The organism is Pseudooceanicola endophyticus, assembly GCF_018760365.1.
GTDB classification, from domain to species: domain Bacteria; phylum Pseudomonadota; class Alphaproteobacteria; order Rhodobacterales; family Rhodobacteraceae; genus Pseudooceanicola; species Pseudooceanicola endophyticus.
Genome location: NZ_JAHIAB010000004.1, coordinates 265991 through 282545 on the forward strand (window position 1 = coordinate 265991; position 16555 = coordinate 282545).

Below are 16555 nucleotides of genomic sequence, written 5' to 3' on the forward strand. Positions count from 1 at the left end.
GTCCGACGATCGTTCGTCCGGTTCTCCGGATGGCCACCCTGATGCGCTCTCCCCTGAGCTGCCTGCTGTCGTCACGCGATGCGGTAATGGTAGCGACCTTGCCACAACATGCCGAGGCCGCGATAGAGCCCGTTGGCCGGTGCATTCCCGGTGGTGCAGATCACGGCCAGTTCTTGCGCACCGGCGGCGGCGGCCCAGTGCCCGGCGGCCAGCATCATCTGCCGGCCCAGCCCCTTGCCCCGGAACGCCTTCCGCACCTCCAGCGCATGCAGCATCGCCACCCCGTCCGACAGGGCCACGAAGGCCGAGGCCGCCGGAGCATCCCCGACCCGGCCGATCAGCGTGGTGGCGGGGCCGGCGGCGCGCTCCATCACCTCGATCCGGGCTGCGCCGATGCCGCCCTCGGCCCAGATCTCGCGCTGGATCTCAAGCACCGGCCAGGCGGGCAGGCCGAAGACCTCCGGGTGGCGGGGCGGGGCGGTCAGCACGCTGATCGGGCAGGACCAGATGTTGACCGGATCGATGATCTCGTAGCCGCGCGCGGCCAGTGCGCCATCCAGCGCCTCGTCCCCGGGGCGGATGTTGAACAGCTTCTGCTGCCCCATCGCCAGCAGCCCGGCCTCGGCCGCATCCAGATCGGAAACCGTCCATGGCCCCTCCGCCGAGGCGGAAGAGACCCGCTTGCCCCCGCCGCGCCCCGCGCGCAGCAGGAACGGGCCGCAGCTGTCGAAACGGGCGGCGGGCCAGGTGGCATCGACCACCGCCATGTAGCGCGCGGTCTGGGCCGCCAGGGCTTCGGGCGGCAGGGTGTCTGTGTCCGGGCTCATGCCGGGAACAGCGCGGCAAGCCGGGTCATCGCCTCGGAGATCCGCGCGCCATCGGTGCCCCGGATGACGATATTGGCGCCGTAGACGCCGTCGCGCTGGTAGGGATAGGAACCGATGGAAAGGTCGGTGTACTCCTCGGCCAGCTTGCGCAGCGGGCCGGCGATCTCGCCCTCGCCCCGGTCGATGCGCAGCGATTGCGACAGCAGCGGCTGGCCGCCGGTCAGCTTCGGCAGGGTCGAGGCGACCATGGCCTCGAAGACGCTGGGCACGCCGGCCATGACATGGACGTTCTCCACCGTGAAACCCGGCGCGATCGAAACGGGGTTGTCGATCAGCGTCGCCCCCTCGGGGATGCGCGCCATGCGCAGCCGCGCCTCGGTGATCTCGACGCCGCGGGCGTTCCAGTGATCGCTCAGCAGGGTGCGGGCATCGTCGCGGATGTCGATGCCGCGCCCGAAGGCCTGCGCCACGCAATCGGCGGTGATGTCGTCATGGGTCGGCCCGATCCCGCCCGAGGTGAACACCTCGTCATAGGCGCCGGACAGGGCGGTGACGGCGGCGATGATGGCGGCGGCGTCATCGCTGACCACCCGCACTTCCTTCAGGTCGATGCCCACCTTCGTCAGCTCTCCCGCCAGGTGGTACATGTTGGCATCGCGCGTGCGACCCGACAGGATCTCGTCCCCGATGACGAGCATGGCTGCGGTGGGATTGGGCATCTTCGCCTCCTTGAGCTTGACAGGGCAAAGCTATAGGGCCGGGACATGCGCTTTCAAACCCCTCTTGTGCCCGCCACGCTGCTGCGCCGCTACAAGCGGTTCCTCGCGGATATCCGCCTTGAGGACGGCAGCGAGGTGACGGCCCATTGCGCCAACCCGGGCTCCATGATGGGTCTGGCAGAGCCGGGGATGCGGATCTGGGTGGAACCCAACGACGATCCGAAGAAGAAGCTGAAATACGGCTGGCGCCTGGTCGAGCACCCGGATGGCCATTTCACCGGCGTCGATACCTCGGTGCCGAACCGGGCGCTGCGTGCGGCGCTGATGGCGGGCCAGGTGCCGGGGCTGGAAGGCTATGCCCAGATCCTGCCCGAGCAGAAATACGGCGAGAACAGCCGCATCGACTTCCTGCTGAAGGACCCCGCGCGCGCCGATGCCTATGTCGAGGTGAAGTCGGTCACCCTGTCGCGCGCCCCGGGCCTCGCGGAGTTTCCCGACAGCCGCACCGCGCGCGGCCTGAAGCATCTGGAGGAGCTGGCGCGGATGGCCGAAGCGGGACACCGCGCGGTGATGCTGTTCCTGGTGCAGCGCACCGATGCGCAGCAAACGGCACTGGCCGGCGATATCGACCCGGCCTATGCGGCGGGCTACGCGGCGGCCCGGGCGGCGGGTGTCGAAGCCCTGGCCTTCGGCTGCGTGATCACGCCGGAGGCGATCACCCTGGGCGCGGCCCTGCCGGCGCCGCCGGTGGGCCAGGGGCGCCGGGGTGGACTGGCCTTCGGCGGATTTTTGCAGTAGGTCGAAGGAACGCGCTGGTCACGGGGCTGACCCTCTCCGGCAATTTCCAATTTGCGCAAGGGCAGACGACGTTGAAACAGGAACACCGCGGTCGCATGACGAGAGAGGGCATCCGGATCTACGAGCCGGCCGATTTCGAGGGGATGCGCAAGGCCTCCCAGGTCACGGCGCGGATCCTCGACGAGATCGCCGAACATGTCTTCGTCGGCCAGACCACCGAAGAGATCGACCGCATCATCGAGGCCAAGGTGACCGAATACGGCTCGACCTCGGCGACGATCGGCTACAAGGGCTACAAGCACGCCTCCTGCATCTCGATCAACCACGTGGTCTGCCACGGCATCCCGGGGCCGAAGACGCTGAAGGACGGCGACATCCTGAACATCGACGTGACGGTGATCGTGGATGGCTGGTTTGGCGACAGCTCGCGGATGTACGTGGCGGGGAAACTGTCCCGCAAGGCCGAGCGGCTGATCCAGGTCACCCATGACGCGCTGATGATCGGCATCGAGCAGGTGAAGCCCGGCAAGACCTTCGGTGACATCGGCCATGCGATCCAGAGCTATGTCGAAGGCCACCGCATGTCGGTGGTGCGCGATTTCTGCGGCCACGGTGTCGGCAAGGTCTTCCACGCGCCGCCGAACGTGCTGCACTACGGCCGCCCCGGCACCGGCGCCGTGCTGGAAGAGGGCATGATCTTCACCATCGAGCCGATGGTGAACCTCGGCCGCCCCGAGACCAAGGTCCTTGCCGATGACTGGACCGCCGTCACCCGCGACAAGTCGCTCTCGGCCCAGTTCGAACATTCGGTCGGCGTCACCGCCGATGGGGTCGACATCTTCACCCTGTCGCCGGGTGGGCTGTTCCACCCGACCTACAGCCAGGACTGAGCGGAGGCCCGGGCCCGGCATCGAGCCGGCCCCGGCCCTGCCGTCTCCTGCGGAGCCGGCGCAGCTCCCCTGTCATCTGGCCGGAAATATCCCGGGGGAGTCTCCGCAGGAGACGGGGGCAGCGCCCCCCTTCCGCCCCTTGCCTCTGCGTGCAACGCCCGCCAGTCTGGCGCGGCGCAAACCGGGGGCCTCCTTCATGACGACCGATCCGAACCGCCTCGACGGGCAGAGCATTCTGCTGACCGGCGCCTCCGGGGGCATCGGCCAGGCGATTGCCACCCGTCTAGTTGCGCTCGGCGCCCATCCGGTGCTGCATTACGGGCGCAACCGGGCCGCCGCCGAGGCCCTGCGGGCGCGTCTCGGGCAGGGCACGCTGGTGCAGGCCGACCTGTCGGATCCCGACGGCGCCACCCAGCTCTGGACCCGGGCGCAGGAGGCACGGGGCCGCCTGCACGCCCTGGTCAACAATGCCGGCCTGCGTGCCGTCGCGCGGATCACCGATCCGCTGGACACCTGGCAGCAGGCCTGGGAGGCCGACCTGCGCGTCAATCTTCTCGCCCCCGCCGATCTGGTGCGCTGTGCGATCCCGCATTTCGCGGCCCATGGCGGCGGGCGCATCGTCTCGATCGCAAGCCGCGCGGCGCAGCGCGGCTACACGGCGGATCACATGCCCTACGGGGCCTCCAAGGCCGGGCTGATCAACCTGATGAAATCGGTGGCGCGCAACCACGGCGCCGAAGGGATCACCGCGCTTTCCATCGCCCCGGGTTTCGTGCGCACCGAGATGGCCGAGGACTTCATCCGCAGCCATGGCAAGGCCGCTGCCGTCGGCGACATCCCGATTGCCGAGATGGTGGAGCCCGAGGAACTGGCCCAGCTGGTGGCCTTCGCCCTGCTGCCCTCGCAGCGCTCGCTGAACGGCGCGACGCTGGACATGAACGGCGGCAGCTACCTGCGCTGAGCCTCCTTGGGCTCAGACCTCAGCTTCGTTCCAGGAAGGTCACATGGGTGTCGCCGAAGCGGCGGGTGTCGAGCAGCTCGAACCCCTCGGGCGCCGGCTGGGGGCTGCTTTCTTCCCAGATGATCAGGGCGCCGGGGGCGATCCAGCCCTGCGCCATGGCCGAGGCCAGCGCCTTGCCGCCCAGATCCAGCCCGTAGGGCGGATCGAGGAAGACCAGCGTTGCCGGGTCTCCGGACAGGGGCGGCAGGCGGGTCGCGTTGGCGCGGCTGAGGGTGGCGCGGTCCTTCACCCCCAGCTCGGCCAGGTTGGCACCGATCAGCTTCTGCGCCACCCGCCCGTCATCGACGAAGGTGACCCGGGCGGCGCCGCGCGACAGCGCCTCAAGCCCGAGCGCGCCGGTGCCCGCGAAAAGATCCAGCACCACCGCATCCCCGATGGGATCGCCGAAGCGCCCGCCCAGCAGCATCGAGAAGAGACTCTCGCGCACGCGGTCGGTGGTGGGGCGCAGATGCGCGCCCGCATCACCCTTGCCGAGCGCCGCCAGCCGGCGTCCGCGAAACTCTCCTCCGATGATCCGCATCAGCCCCTCATCAGCGTCTTGAGGTCGGTTGCCGGGTCCGCCACCTTGTCGGCATCGGCGGATTTTCCGGCGTCGATCAGGCGCTTGCCCACCATGTAGGCGCGCGGGTCGTTCATCGCGTCCACCGCCAGCAGCGTCTCGCCCGCATAGTACCAGTGCGAGACCGCGCCCTTGTCGCCGTGGCGGGTGACGATTTTGTCGTAGCCGGTGTTCAGGCCGGTGATCTGCAGCTTCACGTCGTACTGGTCGGACCAGAACCAGGGGGTCGGCACGTAGGTCTTGCCGGCGCCCAGCATGTTCTCGGCCACGACCTCGGCCATGTCGATGGCATTGGGGACCGATTCCAGCCGCAGCCGCCCCGCGCCATGGGGAACCGAGGCGCAATCGCCCGCCGCCCAGATGAAGGGATCGCTGGTGCGGCCCTCGGCATCGGTGCGGATGCCGTTCTCGATCTCAAGCCCGGCTTCCTCGGCCAGGCCGGTGACCGGAAGGATGCCGGTGCCGACGATGGCAAAGTCGATCTCCATCTCGGTGCCGTCCGACAGCACGGCGCCGGTGACGACATCGCTGCCGGTCAGACGCTCCAGCCCGGTGCCTTCCAGGATCTTCACCCCGTGACCCCCATGCAGCTTGCGGAAGAAGTCAGAGGTCTCCGGCGAGGCGACCCGTTGCAGGATGCGCGGCGCCATTTCGACCAGCGTGACCTCAAGGCCCTTCTTGGCCGCGACCGCCGCCGCTTCCAGTCCGATGTAGCCGCCGCCGATGATCAGCACGCGCTTGCCTTTGGTGAAATGCGGCGCCATGGCATCGGCATCCGAGAGGTCGCGCACCGTGAAGACATTGCCCAGCGTGCCGCCCAGGGCCGCGGGCAGGTGGCGCGGCGCCGATCCGGTGGTCAGCGCCAGCATGTCGTAGGCGATGGTTTCGCCATCCACCACGATCTCTTTCGCGGCGGGGGCGATGGCCTCGACCCGGCTGCCGGTGTGCAGCTCGATCCCGTTGTCGGCATACCAGGCTTCGGGGCGCAGGTAGAGGCGGGCCTCTTCCATCTCGCCCAGCAGGTATTTCTTGGACAGCGGGGGGCGCTGGTAGGGCGGCGCCGCCTCGGCGCCATAGAGGCTGATCCGCCCCTCGAACCCGAGCGTGCGCAGCTTCGCCACAAGCGAGGCCCCGGCCTGTCCGGCCCCGATCACCACAATATGGGTCATGGTATCCCTTTCTCTGTCTGGCTCCCTGCCGCGCGACAGCTATAGTCCAACCCACGGCAAACGCAATTCAACGACAGGATTTCGCGACATGACTCTCTCAACCGGCGATACCCTTCCCGACGCCACGCTGGTCACGCTGACCGCCGAAGGCCCCAAGCCCGTTTCCATGAAAGACAAGACCGCCGGCCGCAAGGTCGTGATCTTCGGCCTGCCCGGCGCCTTCACCGGCACCTGCTCGACCGCGCATGTGCCCAGCTTCATGCGCACCATCGATGCCTTCAAGGCCAAGGGCGTGGACGAGGTGATCTGTGTCTCGGTCAACGACCCCTTCGTGATGGATGCCTGGTCCAAGGACACCGGCGCCGGCGCGGCGGGCCTGACCTTCCTGGCCGATGCCTCCAGCGACTTCACCAAGGCCATCGGCATGAACTTCTCAGCCCCCGCGATCGGCTTTGCCGACCGCTCCAAGCGCTATGCGCTTTATGCCGAGGACGGCGTGGTCAAGGTCTTCAACCTGGAGGAAAACCCCGGCGTCTGCGAGATGTCGGCAGGCGAGACCCTGCTGGAAGCGATCTGATCGCAGGCCCGGCGCCCGGGGCTCCGGGGGCCGGGATCAGCGGCGGGGCGCGGGCGCATAGGCTTCCAGCCACTGCACCTGGGCCTCGCTTTCCACGGCCTCGTGGAAGCGGGCGCGCACCTCGGCGATGGCGCGGGGCGCGTCCAGGCCGCGCTCCATCATCAGCATGGCGCAGACCAGCCCGCTGCGCCCGGCGCCGTACTGGCAGGACAGCGCGAAGCTGCCGCCACGGTCCAGCAGCGCGTGCAGCTGCGGGGACAGGGCGCGCCAGCAGGCCATGAAGGCCGGCCCCGGCGCCTGGAAATCGGCAATCGGCAGGTGGTGCAGGGCGATCCCCCGGGGGGCCAGGGCAGCCCGCAGCAGCGGCAGCGCCGCCTCGGGCAGTTCCTCGCTCTCGACCAGCAGGATCAGCAGCGGCGCGCCGGTCGCGCGGATGTCGGCCAGGGTGTCTTCCAGGCAGAGCGGGTCGATATAGGCCTGCCCATCTATGCCGCTTTGCAGCCCCGGAAAGCCCGACATGGCCACCTGGCCGGCCCCGGGCATCGGCACGAGGGCGCGGAACAGGCTGGCGCTGCTGGCATTTGTGTCACTCATGCGCGGGCTCCTGCGGAATTTCACCATGCGATGTTGCGCGCCGCTCGACGAGGCGTCGGGTATGTATACATCTCCCTAGGGTGGTGTTAACCACATTTCAGGCCAGATCAGGGGGCCAGATCAGGGGCCCGTTCAGGGGGCCTGACGAGGGGTGCATGAGAAAGAACAGCAACGAGATTGCGGCCACAATCCGTGAGCGTATCTGCCTGACCCGGGGCGATGACATCATGCTGCTGCACGAGGGGCAGCTGGCAACGGAATTCGGCGTGTCGCGCACGCCGGTCCGGCAGGTGCTTCAGATGCTGGCCTATGAACGGCTGGTCGAGACGCGCTCGGGGGTGGGGACGATCGTCACGCCGCTGCTGCCGGAACGGCGCACCCAGGACGAGACCGCCTTCCGGGCGCTGCTGGATGCGGCGGCGGCCTGCCCGCTGGACGGGCCGGTGCCGCAGCTGTGCCACGCCCGGCTGATCTATGCCCGCCAGGCGCTGCGCGGCGATGACTGCGACCTGCATGCGCTTTACGCGGCCATGTCGGGGATGATGGATGCGACCTCGGGGCTGGTGGCGGACGATATCGTCGCCACGGCGCTGCGGGCTGCCTGGCTGCGCCATATCCGCTGGGCCTTCCAGGGCGCCGATGCGCCCTCGGTCAGCCTGCATCCGAAGCTGGGGGCCGGCCTGATCGAGGCGCTCGGGGCCGAGAGCTCGGCTGCGGACCTGCTGCGGATCCTGGTGCGCGTGGCCGCCTGAGGCGGCCACGGTCCTTGTGGGGGCCGTTCAGGCGGCGTCGCTGCTGTCGTTCAGATGGTGCAGGGTGCGCGTGGGGAAGGGGATCTCGATCCCGGCGGCATCCAGCGCCTCTTTCACGCGGCGGGTGCAATCGGTCTGGAAGCCCCAGGCATCGGCGTTGCTGCACCAGACCCGCACCGTGAAATCGACCGAGAAATCGCCCAGGTTGCTGACCTGGATGAAGGGGGCAGGTTCGCTCAGGGCGCGGGGATCGGCCATGATCGTGTTCAGGATCGTGTCCTCGGCCAGCTTCAGGTTGGCGCCGTAGCCGACCCCGAAGACCCATTGCACGCGGCGGGTCTGGTTGATCGAGTAGTTGGTGATCGTGTTGCCCCAGACCTGGGAATTCGGGATGATGATCTGCACGTTCTGCAGGTTCGCCAGCTCGGTATAGTTCAGCGAGATGTTCTTCACGGTGCCGGTCTGGCCGTTGACCACGACGAAATCGCCGATCTTGATCGGCCGGAAGAAGATGATCATCACCCCGGCGGCGACGTTGGACAGCGTGCCCTGCAGCGCCAGGCCGATGGCCAGGCCGGCGGCACCGATCACCGCCACGACCGAGGTCGTCTGCACCCCGAAGGTGTTCAGCACGAAGAGCACCGAGAAGCCGATGATCGCATAGCTGAGGATCGAGCCGAGGAATTCGAACAGCGTGTCGTCAAGGCGCTGGTGGCTGCGCGCCAGGCCCAGAACCCGGCGCTTGGCCCAGCCGGCCAGGAAGAAGCCGATCGCCAGGATCAGCACCGCCCCCACCACGTTGCCCAGCAGGGAGGCCAGGAAATCGAGGGTCAGCAGATCCCCCAGCGATTTTCCGTTCCAGATCTCGGTGTGCAGGATCGTTTCGAGGTTCATGTAAGCAACTGGTCCATTTTTCTTGCAAGTTTCGCGTCAAGAGAGGTGACGCCACCCATGTCATGGGTCGTAAGCGCAACCGTAACGCGATTGTAGCAATTGCTCCAGTCGGGGTGGTGATCCCACTTTTCCGCCCACATGGCGGCGCGGGTCATGAAGGCGAAGGCCTCGGTGAAATCCTGGAAGGTAAAGTCCTTCTGCAGGACATCGGTCTCTGCGTCATAGGTCCAGCCGGTCGCGTAGAGCGGCTCGAAAAGGGTTTCCCGGACGGACGGGCTGAGAAGCTCTGTCATTCCTGTTCCTCCTGATGGGTGCCCCGCCGGAACGGTCCGTAGGCGGTGAGCACCTCGATGTCTTCATCCACGGCGCGGGCCTCGGCATCGAGAAAGCTCTGGATGGCCTTCCGGAATCCGGGATCCGCGACCCAGTGGAGCGAATGGGTGTAGCTGGGCAGGTAGCCGCGCGCCAGCTTGTGTTCGCCCTGGGCGCCGGCTTCGACGCGGGCCAGCCTTCTGGCGATGGCAAAGTCGATGGCCTGATAGTAGCACAGTTCGAAATGCAGGCAGGGGTGATGTTCGGTGCAGCCCCAGTAGCGGCCGAAAAGCGTTTCCCGACCGATGAAGTTCAGCGCCCCGGCGATGGGCGTGCCGTCCCCGTTCAGCGCCAGCGCCAGCAGCACGTCGTCGCGCAGGCTCTCCTGCAGCTGGTCGAAGAAGGCCCGTGTCAGATAGGGCGATCCCCATTTGCGGCTGCCGGTGTCCTGGTAGAAGCGCCAGAAGGCATCCCAGTGTTCGGGCCGCAGATCGTCCCCCGTCAGCGCCACGATGGTCCCGCCGAAGGCCTGGGCCTGGGCGCGTTCCTTGCGGATGTTCTTGCGCTTGCGCGAGGACAGCGTGGCCAGGAAGGCATCGAAATCCGCGTAGCCCTCGTTCAGCCAGTGGAACTGGCTGGAGCTGCGCCGCATCAGCCCCATGCGTTCGCCGGCGAGGGCCTCGGCCTCGGTGCAGAAGGTGGCGTGCACGCCCGAGAGGCCGTTGTTCGCGGCCAGCTGCACCGCGCCCTGCACCAGCGCGGCCATCCCCTCGGCCTCGTGGCCGGGCTTCACCAGAAAGCGCCGCCCGGTCGCGGGCGTGAAGGGCACCGCGATCTGGAGCTTCGGATAGTAGTCGCCGCCGGCGTTCTCGTAGGCATGGGCCCAGTTGAAATCGAAGATGTATTCGCCCTGGCTGTGGCTTTTCGCGTAAAGCGGCGCGACCGCGATCAGCTCTTCGCCCCTGTAGGCCGCGAGGTGATGCGGCTCCCAGCCGGTGCGCGGCCCGACCGATCCGCTGTCCTCCAGCGCCGCGAGGAAACGCCAGGTGGTGAAGGGATCCAGCGGCGGGCCGCCGTCGGCGGCCTCGGGGCAGGCGCAGGCATCCCAGTCCGCCGCCGGCAGGTCGTGCAGCGAGGAAAGGGTGCGGATCTCGATCTCGGGGGCGGAGGAGGGGTTGGTCATCAGGCCATCATCTGGGGTGGCCCGTCCCGGGATCAAGCGGGAAGGGCGGCGGGGTAGCCTTCGAAGGTCACATTGTCGGCAAGGCGGCGGGCCTCGGCCTCGGCCTGCGCGGAACGGATGGTCCAGCACAGCACCGGCACGCCGGCGGCCTTCAGCGCGGCGACCTGCGGGCGCGACAGATCGGCGGCCTCGTGGCTGATGAAGCTGGCGCCGGTGCGGTCGAAATCGGCGATGGCGCGCAGATGCGCCAAGTGCGCGGGATCCATGCCCGCGCATTCCGGCCCCTCCCAGGACCAGGTGGTCAGGCCGCGCGGCAGGGTCGGGCAGAGGCGGGCGATCTCGGCCACGGCATCGGGATTGAAGGACATGAAGGCCAGCGGGCCCTCGTAGCCCGCCACCGCGCGGGCGGCGGCGGCTTCCAGCGGGCCGATGCCGGCCCCGGCGCTCTGGTCCTTGATCTCGACCAGCAGGGGGGCGCGACCGGCAACCTGGGCCAGGATCTGCGCAAAGCTCGGGATGCCGGTGGCGCCGCCGGTCAGCGGGATCTGCTGCAACTGCGCAAGGGAGCGGGCGCCGACGGGGCCGGACTGGCCGGTCAGGCGCTCCAGCGTGTCGTCGTGAAAGACCACGGCCTCGCCATCGGAGGTCAGCTGGAGGTCGATCTCGATCCCGTAGCCGGCGGCGATTGCGGCCGCCACCGCCTCCGGGCTGTTCTCGGGCCGGCCCGCATCGCGATCATGCAGGGCGCGATGGGCGATCGGGGCGGTCCGGAAGACCGGCGGCAGGGGCGGACGCGTCATCTCATTCGACCTCGAACAGGCCTTCGATCTCGACCGCGACATTGAAGGGCAGCGAGGCGGCAGAGACGGCGGAGCGGGCGTGGCGCCCGGCATCGCCCAGGGCCTCGACGAAGAAGTCGGAGGCGCCGTTGATGACCTTCGGCTGGTCGGCGAAATCGCCGGTGGAATTGACGAAGCCGGTCAGCTTCACCACCCGCTTGAGCTTGCCCAGATCACCGTCGCAGGCGGCCTTGACCTGCGCCAGCAGGGAGATCGCGCAGAGCTTGGCGGCGGCGGCGCCGGCCTCGGTGTCGAGCGTGTCGCCAAGCTTGCCGGTGACCAGTCCGTTGGCATCCTGGCTGATCTGGCCGGAGACATGCACGAGGTTCCCGGAGCGCACGAAGGGCACGTAGTTGGCGGCCGGGGCGGCGGCGACGGGAAGGGTGATGCCGAGCGCGGCGAGGCGGGTTTCGATGTCGGTACTCATGGGGCCTCCGGTAGGAACGGGTTGGGTCGGGGCGACGCTAGCCGCTGGTCGCGGGAATGCAACCGGGGAAAGTGCCGGGGCGGGATTGCGGGGCCGGGCGTGGCGGGGGGGCTCTGCCCCCGTCCCCTGCGGGGACTCCCCCGACATATTTGCGGAAAGATGAAGCGATCAGCCCCGGAAGGCACGGGTGAAGTAATCGGTGAAGGGTCTGGTGACGAATTCCAGCGGGCTGCGGTCGGCGGTGCGGATGAAGGCCTCGACCGGCATGCCGGGGATCAGCGTGTCGCCCTCTGGGAGGTGGCTGGCGGCATCCTCGGCCAGGCGGATTTCGGCGCGGTAATAGCTGATCCCGGTGGCCTCGTCGGTGAAGGCATCGGCGGAGAGGGTGGCGAGCGTACCGTCGAGTTCGGGCGTGCTGCGCTGGTCGAAGGCGGGGAAGCGCAGCCGCACGTCCTGGCCCAGGTGCAGCGCGTCGATCTGCAGCGGGTCGATCCTTGCGGTGATCACCAGCGGGCGGTCCGAGGGCACGAGATAGAGCACCGGTTCGGCGGCACGCAGCACCGCGCCGGGCGAGAAGACCCGCAGCCCGTGGATCGTGCCGGGGCCGGGGGCGGTGATGTCGAGCCGGGCGATCCGGTCGCGCAGGACGCGCGTCTTCTCGGAGGCTTCGAGTTCCTGGACGCGCAGGTCGCGCAGCTCTGCGATGGCGTCTTCCCGGTCGGTGGTCTGCTGGCGCAGGATCTCGATCTCGGTCTCGGTGATCTTGCCGAGGGCCTCGGCGCGGCGGGCGTCGAGATCTCCCATCAGGCCGGTCAGGCGGGCGGCCTCGCGGCGCAGTTCCAGAACCCTCGCGAGCTGCGAGAGCCCCTTGTCGAGCAGCGCCGCCTGGGTTTCGTGCTGCTGGCGGGTCAGCTCGGCCTGGGTTTCAAGCGCGGTCTGCTGGGCGGTGATGCCGTCGATCTGGGCGCGGATCTGGCCTATCCGGCGGCGCAGCTGTTCGCGCGCCTGGGCGCGGGCCTCGTGGCGGGCGGTGAAAAGCCGGCGCTGGCCGTCGATCAGCTCTGTGACCGCGGGATCGGCACTGTCGGTCAGGGTGGCATCGAAACGGGGGGCGGGCAGGTCGTCGCGCTCGGCCTCGAGGCGGGCGCGGCGGGCCATCGCCTCGGACCACTGGGCCGCGCTGACCGCGAGGGAGGCGCGCAGCTCCTGCGGGTCGAGGCGCAGCAGCAGCTGGCCGGCGCTGACCTGCTGGCCTTCCTCGACCAGGACCGCCAGGACGGTGCCGCCGTCGGGATGCTGCAGCACCAGGCGGTTGCGCTCCACCTCGATGCGACCGGGGGCGATGACGGCGCCGGCGATGCGGGTGGTGGCGGCCCAGCCGCCGAGGCCGCCGATCAGCAGCGCCACGCAGAGCAGGCCGAGGGCCAGGGGCAGGCGGGCGGCACGCAGGTAGATCATCGCACGCCTCCGGCGGATTTCAGGATGCTGTCGTGATTGCGCACCACCTTGCGCAGCACCTCGTCGCGGGGGCCGAAGGCGGCGCGGCTGCCGTTTTCCAGCATCAGCAGCAGGTCGCATTCGCGGATCGCCGCCGGGCGGTGGGCCATGATCAGCACCGCGCCGCCGGCCTGCTTCAGCCCGACGATGGCGCGGTTCAGCGCCTCGCTGCCCTCATTGTCGAGGTTCGAGTTGGGCTCGTCCAGCACCAGCAGGACCGGGTCGCCGTACATGGCGCGGGCCAGGCCGATGCGCTGGATCTGCCCGCCCGAAAGCTGCCCGCCGCGTGCCGTGACCCGGGTGTCGTAGCCCTGGGGCATCTTCAGGATCATCTCGTGGGCATCGGCCTTGCGGGCGGCGGCGACAACCTTTTCGGGGTCGGGATGGGCTTCCAGGCGGGCGATGTTCTCGGCCAGGGTGCCATCGAAGATCTCGACCCGCTGGGGCAGGTAGCCGATCAGCCGGCCCAGCTCTTCCTCCGGGTATTGTTCCAGCGTGGCGCCCCCCAGGCGGATGCGGCCGCCGGCACAGGGCCAGGCCGAGGTCAGCGCGCGCGCCAGCGTGGTCTTGCCCGCCCCCGAGGGGCCGATCACGCCGATCGCCTGGCCGGGCGACAGGGTGAAGCTGAGCAGCCGCAGCGCCGGGCTTTCGGCGCCGGGCGGCAGCACGCTGGCCTGCTGGACCTCCAGGCGGGCTTCGGGGCGGGGCAGGGCGGTGCGCGGGGCGGGCAAGGGCGTTTCGCCCAGCAGGCGGGCCAGGTTGGCGCGGCCCCGGGCGGCGCGGCGCAGCAGCGGCCATTGCGCCACCAGCACCTCGACCGGCATCAGCGCGCGCCCCAGCAGGACCGAGCCCGCGATCATCGAACCGGCGGACATCTGCCCCGACAGGGCCAGGAAGGCGCCGAGGCCCAGCATCGCCGATTGCAGCATCAGCCGCAGCGTCCGCGACAGCGCGGAAAACCCCGAGGTCCGGTCCGAGGCCAGCAGCTGCGCGGCCAGCGCCCGGTCGCGGTCCTGGTGCCAGCGCCGCCGGACCGCGGCGCCCATGCCCATGGCGCGCACCAGCCCGGCCTCGGCGCGGATGCGGTCGGCCTGGGCCTGGGCGGCCTGCTGGGCCAGCAGGGCGGCCCCCTGCGGCCCGCGCCCGGCGCGCTGGTTCAGCGCGGCCACGCCCACCAGCAGCGCGCCCCCGGCGAGGGCCAGCAGCCCCAGCCAGGGGTGGAAGACGGCGATGCCGGCCAGGAAAATCGGGGTCCAGGGCAGGTCGAACAGCGCCGCCGGCACCGGCGATCCCAGCAGGGCCCGGATCGCTTCCAGGTCCGGAAGCGCGCTGTCGGCCAGCGGATCGCCCTTCTGTGCCGCGCGGCGCAGGGCGGCATCGTAGACCCGCCCGTCCAGCCGGGACTGCACATGCGCCCCCAGCCGCGACAGCAGCCAGCCCCGGAAGATGTCGAGCACCCCCATGGTCAGGAACAGGAAGGCCGCCAGCCCGGTCAGCGCCACCAGCGTCTCGGGCGAGCGCGCGGGCAGCACCCGGTCGTAGACCAGCATCATGTAAAGCGGTCCGGTCAGCATCAGCAGGTTGCAGACCAGCGAAAAGACCGCGGCCCCCCAAAGCAGCGGACGCCCCTCGCGCTGGACGGCGCGCAGTTCGGCTAGCCCGCGAAGAACGGCTGGCTCCTTCAAGGATCCCCCCAGCGAATTCCGGCCCCGCCGGGCGGTTTCCCGCCGGAAGGGGGCCCAGGACCGGGAGGGCGGACTTTTCCGGCTCCGGCAATTGGTGTGAAATGGCGGCGGTTCCGCCGCTGCGCGGTGCCGTTTCACGGCGCCGCCCTACGGTCGTATGCTGCAAATGCGCACTACGCTTGGGTTCACCTATGCCGGATTACCGTTTAAGGATTACATAACAGCTTCGCGATCTCCTGTTCCCGCTCACCCCTTCCAGATTCAGAGACGGCCGACGTTTCATGACCCAGACCAAGCTCCAGACGACCCGCCGCGCCGGAGCGGCCCTTGCCGCGCTGTCCCTCGCAACGCTGCTTTCCGCCTGTGCCTCGGCGCCCGCAGACCAGGTCAGCCGCGCCGGTGAGGACCCCTACGAGGCCTCGAACCGCCAGATCCACGAGTTCAACAAGAAGCTCGACAAGGCCGTGCTGCGCCCGGTGGGCGTGACCGTCTCCAAGGTCCTGCCGGTCGAGGCCGCGACCCTGATCGGCAATTTCGGCGAGAACCTGTCGACCCCGCGCTACGTTGTGAACAACGTCCTGCAGGCGCATTTCGGCGAGGCGGCGCTGAACACCGCGCGTTTCGTGATGAACACGACCATCGGGATCGGCGGGCTGATCGACGCCGCGACGATCTTCGGCCTGCCCAAGTACGATACCGACTTCGGCGAGACGCTCTACACCTGGGGCGTGCCCGAGGGCGACTACCAGGAGCTGCCGGTGCTCGGCCCTTCGACCCAGCGACGCACCCTGGGCCGGATCGTCGATCTGGCGCTGGATCCGCTGGAATACGTGCTGCCCACGCCCGAAAAGAGCTATGGCACCTATGCCCGCGTGACCTCCACCGTGGACGAGCGCGGCCGCCAGGCCGGTGCGGTGGATTCGGTGCTTTACGACAGCGCCGACAGTTACACGCAGCTGAAATCCATCTATCTGCAGCATCGCCGTTACAAGCTGGGTGATACCGGCAGCACTGGCGCCGGGCTTGGAGAAGACCCATATGGTGCCGCAGACCCCTATGCGGATCCCTACGGCAGCAATGAGGCTGCCGCTTCGGCCTCCGCTGATCCCTATGACGCAAGCTACACGGACCCCTATGACCAATAGCTTCCAGACCCGCCGCCGCCTCCTCGGCTCCATCGCCCTGCTGCCGCTCGCGGTTGCCACGGCCTCCGTCACCGCCGGCCCGGCCTTCGCGCTGTCCGACAGCCAGGCCCAGGCCCTGGTGCAGAGCGTGATCGACGACATCACCAAGGTGATCGACTCGGGCCAGTCCGAACCGGCGATGATCAAGCAGTTCGAGGGCATCTTTAACCGCTACGCCGATGTCTCGATCATCGCGCAAAGCTGCCTCGGCCCCGCCGCGCGCAGCCTCAGCGCATCGCAGAAGGCCGCCTATACGGAAGCCTTCCGCGGCTACATTTCGCGCAAGTACGGCAAGCGTTTCCGGGAATTCATCGGCGCCAAGTTCACCATGGGCAAGGTCGCCCAGGTGAAAACCTGGACCGAGGTTTCCGTGACCGCGAACCTGCGCGGCCAGTCGCCCTTCGAGGTGCGCTTCCTGGTCTCCGACCGCTCCGGCAAGAATCTCTTCTTCGACATGCTGATCGAGGGGATCTCCATGCGCCTGACCGAACGTTCGGAAATCGGCGCGATGCTGGATAAGGCCAACGGCAATATCGACGGGCTGATCAAGGCGCTGCAGAGCGCCGGCTGATCCAGCCCCCGTTCCAAAGGAAAGGGCGCCCCCAGGGGCGCCCTTTCGCGTTTCGGG

At 68.9% G+C, this 16555-nt stretch carries 19 protein-coding genes; 7 read left to right on the plus strand and 12 right to left on the minus strand.

Annotated elements, in window-relative coordinates:
* Positions 1-71: 71 nt before the first annotated feature.
* The gene (locus tag KM176_RS09615) at positions 72-827 is read right to left on the minus strand and encodes a GNAT family N-acetyltransferase (RefSeq protein WP_375372133.1); all 756 of its coding nucleotides are present in this window, start codon (positions 825-827) and stop codon (positions 72-74) included.
* Entirely contained in the window at positions 824-1546 is a 723-nt protein-coding gene (locus KM176_RS09620; RefSeq protein WP_160895912.1) for a competence/damage-inducible protein A, read from the minus strand. The genes KM176_RS09615 and KM176_RS09620 overlap by 4 nt, the downstream gene beginning before the upstream one ends.
* 45 nt (positions 1547-1591) lie before the next feature.
* Between KM176_RS09620 and sfsA the strand changes: the two genes are divergently transcribed.
* From sfsA to KM176_RS09635, 3 genes are all read left to right on the plus strand, one after another.
* The gene (gene sfsA / locus KM176_RS09625; protein ID WP_160895911.1) at positions 1592-2344 is read left to right on the plus strand and encodes a DNA/RNA nuclease SfsA; all 753 of its coding nucleotides are present in this window, start codon (positions 1592-1594) and stop codon (positions 2342-2344) included.
* Between the two features lie 95 nt (positions 2345-2439).
* Positions 2440-3234, plus strand: a complete 795-nt coding sequence (map, locus tag KM176_RS09630; RefSeq protein WP_160895910.1) for a type I methionyl aminopeptidase — start codon at positions 2440-2442, stop codon at positions 3232-3234.
* Positions 3235-3430: 196 nt separating this feature from the next.
* Complete coding sequence (locus KM176_RS09635; protein WP_160895909.1) at positions 3431-4195, plus strand: SDR family NAD(P)-dependent oxidoreductase; 765 nt, start codon at positions 3431-3433, stop codon at positions 4193-4195.
* Positions 4196-4214: 19 nt separating this feature from the next.
* Here the strand turns inward: KM176_RS09635 and rsmD are convergent, their stop codons facing one another.
* The gene (rsmD, locus tag KM176_RS09640) at positions 4215-4775 is read right to left on the minus strand and encodes a 16S rRNA (guanine(966)-N(2))-methyltransferase RsmD (RefSeq protein ID WP_160895908.1); all 561 of its coding nucleotides are present in this window, start codon (positions 4773-4775) and stop codon (positions 4215-4217) included.
* A complete protein-coding gene (locus KM176_RS09645) occupies positions 4775-5983 on the minus strand; it encodes an NAD(P)/FAD-dependent oxidoreductase (RefSeq protein ID WP_160895907.1) in 1209 nt (402 codons plus the stop codon). Before KM176_RS09645 ends, rsmD begins: the two co-directional genes overlap by 1 nt.
* Positions 5984-6071: 88 nt before the next feature.
* Between KM176_RS09645 and KM176_RS09650 the strand changes: the two genes are divergently transcribed.
* Positions 6072-6560 (plus strand): peroxiredoxin, encoded by a 489-nt coding sequence (locus KM176_RS09650; RefSeq protein ID WP_160895906.1) that lies wholly within the window; start codon positions 6072-6074, stop codon positions 6558-6560.
* A gap of 36 nt (positions 6561-6596) precedes the next feature.
* Here KM176_RS09650 and KM176_RS09655 read toward each other — a convergent pair whose 3' ends face one another.
* Entirely contained in the window at positions 6597-7154 is a 558-nt protein-coding gene (locus KM176_RS09655) for a protein-tyrosine phosphatase family protein (protein WP_160895905.1), read from the minus strand.
* Between the two features lie 155 nt (positions 7155-7309).
* Between KM176_RS09655 and KM176_RS09660 the strand changes: the two genes are divergently transcribed.
* Complete coding sequence (locus KM176_RS09660) at positions 7310-7906, plus strand: GntR family transcriptional regulator (protein WP_202397961.1); 597 nt, start codon at positions 7310-7312, stop codon at positions 7904-7906.
* Positions 7907-7933: 27 nt separating this feature from the next.
* Here KM176_RS09660 and KM176_RS09665 read toward each other — a convergent pair whose 3' ends face one another.
* From KM176_RS09665 to KM176_RS09695, 7 genes are all read right to left on the minus strand, one after another.
* The gene (locus KM176_RS09665) at positions 7934-8800 is read right to left on the minus strand and encodes a mechanosensitive ion channel family protein (RefSeq protein ID WP_160895904.1); all 867 of its coding nucleotides are present in this window, start codon (positions 8798-8800) and stop codon (positions 7934-7936) included.
* On the minus strand, positions 8797-9093 hold the full coding sequence (locus tag KM176_RS09670; RefSeq protein ID WP_160895903.1) for a 4a-hydroxytetrahydrobiopterin dehydratase: 297 nt from the start codon (positions 9091-9093) through the stop codon (positions 8797-8799). Before KM176_RS09670 ends, KM176_RS09665 begins: the two co-directional genes overlap by 4 nt.
* Entirely contained in the window at positions 9090-10295 is a 1206-nt protein-coding gene (locus KM176_RS09675) for a GNAT family N-acetyltransferase (protein WP_160895902.1), read from the minus strand. The genes KM176_RS09670 and KM176_RS09675 overlap by 4 nt, the downstream gene beginning before the upstream one ends.
* A 32-nt stretch (positions 10296-10327) precedes the next feature.
* The gene (locus tag KM176_RS09680) at positions 10328-11095 is read right to left on the minus strand and encodes a glycerophosphodiester phosphodiesterase family protein (RefSeq protein ID WP_160895901.1); all 768 of its coding nucleotides are present in this window, start codon (positions 11093-11095) and stop codon (positions 10328-10330) included.
* Between the two features lies 1 nt (position 11096).
* Positions 11097-11561 (minus strand): RidA family protein, encoded by a 465-nt coding sequence (locus KM176_RS09685; protein WP_160895900.1) that lies wholly within the window; start codon positions 11559-11561, stop codon positions 11097-11099.
* Between the two features lie 168 nt (positions 11562-11729).
* Entirely contained in the window at positions 11730-13019 is a 1290-nt protein-coding gene (locus KM176_RS09690) for an HlyD family type I secretion periplasmic adaptor subunit (RefSeq protein WP_160895899.1), read from the minus strand.
* Complete coding sequence (locus KM176_RS09695; RefSeq protein WP_160895898.1) at positions 13016-14743, minus strand: type I secretion system permease/ATPase; 1728 nt, start codon at positions 14741-14743, stop codon at positions 13016-13018. Before KM176_RS09695 ends, KM176_RS09690 begins: the two co-directional genes overlap by 4 nt.
* A gap of 281 nt (positions 14744-15024) precedes the next feature.
* On the opposite strand from KM176_RS09695, the gene KM176_RS09700 reads away from it, so the two are divergent.
* Positions 15025-15888, plus strand: coding sequence for an MlaA family lipoprotein (locus KM176_RS09700; protein ID WP_160895897.1), 864 nt, complete (start codon positions 15025-15027; stop codon positions 15886-15888).
* A complete protein-coding gene (locus KM176_RS09705) occupies positions 15878-16498 on the plus strand; it encodes an MlaC/ttg2D family ABC transporter substrate-binding protein (RefSeq protein WP_160895896.1) in 621 nt (206 codons plus the stop codon). Before KM176_RS09700 ends, KM176_RS09705 begins: the two co-directional genes overlap by 11 nt.
* Positions 16499-16555: the final 57 nt, after the last annotated feature.

Excerpts from the sequence above, each read along its gene's own strand:
- KM176_RS09615 (WP_375372133.1), bottom strand. The coding sequence starts at position 827 with ATGAGCCCGGACACAGACACCCTGCCGCCCGAAGCCCTGGCGGCCCAG.
- KM176_RS09620 (WP_160895912.1), bottom strand. The coding sequence starts at position 1,546 with ATGCCCAATCCCACCGCAGCCATGCTCGTCATCGGGGACGAGATCCTG.
- sfsA (WP_160895911.1), top strand. The coding sequence starts at position 1,592 with ATGCGCTTTCAAACCCCTCTTGTGCCCGCCACGCTGCTGCGCCGCTAC.
- map (WP_160895910.1), top strand. The coding sequence starts at position 2,440 with ATGACGAGAGAGGGCATCCGGATCTACGAGCCGGCCGATTTCGAGGGG.
- KM176_RS09635 (WP_160895909.1), top strand. The coding sequence starts at position 3,431 with ATGACGACCGATCCGAACCGCCTCGACGGGCAGAGCATTCTGCTGACC.
- rsmD (WP_160895908.1), bottom strand. The coding sequence starts at position 4,775 with ATGCGGATCATCGGAGGAGAGTTTCGCGGACGCCGGCTGGCGGCGCTC.
- KM176_RS09645 (WP_160895907.1), bottom strand. The coding sequence starts at position 5,983 with ATGACCCATATTGTGGTGATCGGGGCCGGACAGGCCGGGGCCTCGCTT.
- KM176_RS09650 (WP_160895906.1), top strand. The coding sequence starts at position 6,072 with ATGACTCTCTCAACCGGCGATACCCTTCCCGACGCCACGCTGGTCACG.
- KM176_RS09655 (WP_160895905.1), bottom strand. The coding sequence starts at position 7,154 with ATGAGTGACACAAATGCCAGCAGCGCCAGCCTGTTCCGCGCCCTCGTG.
- KM176_RS09660 (WP_202397961.1), top strand. The coding sequence starts at position 7,310 with ATGAGAAAGAACAGCAACGAGATTGCGGCCACAATCCGTGAGCGTATC.
- KM176_RS09665 (WP_160895904.1), bottom strand. The coding sequence starts at position 8,800 with ATGAACCTCGAAACGATCCTGCACACCGAGATCTGGAACGGAAAATCG.
- KM176_RS09670 (WP_160895903.1), bottom strand. The coding sequence starts at position 9,093 with ATGACAGAGCTTCTCAGCCCGTCCGTCCGGGAAACCCTTTTCGAGCCG.
- KM176_RS09675 (WP_160895902.1), bottom strand. The coding sequence starts at position 10,295 with ATGACCAACCCCTCCTCCGCCCCCGAGATCGAGATCCGCACCCTTTCC.
- KM176_RS09680 (WP_160895901.1), bottom strand. The coding sequence starts at position 11,095 with ATGACGCGTCCGCCCCTGCCGCCGGTCTTCCGGACCGCCCCGATCGCC.
- KM176_RS09685 (WP_160895900.1), bottom strand. The coding sequence starts at position 11,561 with ATGAGTACCGACATCGAAACCCGCCTCGCCGCGCTCGGCATCACCCTT.
- KM176_RS09690 (WP_160895899.1), bottom strand. The coding sequence starts at position 13,019 with ATGATCTACCTGCGTGCCGCCCGCCTGCCCCTGGCCCTCGGCCTGCTC.
- KM176_RS09700 (WP_160895897.1), top strand. The coding sequence starts at position 15,025 with ATGACCCAGACCAAGCTCCAGACGACCCGCCGCGCCGGAGCGGCCCTT.
- KM176_RS09705 (WP_160895896.1), top strand. The coding sequence starts at position 15,878 with ATGACCAATAGCTTCCAGACCCGCCGCCGCCTCCTCGGCTCCATCGCC.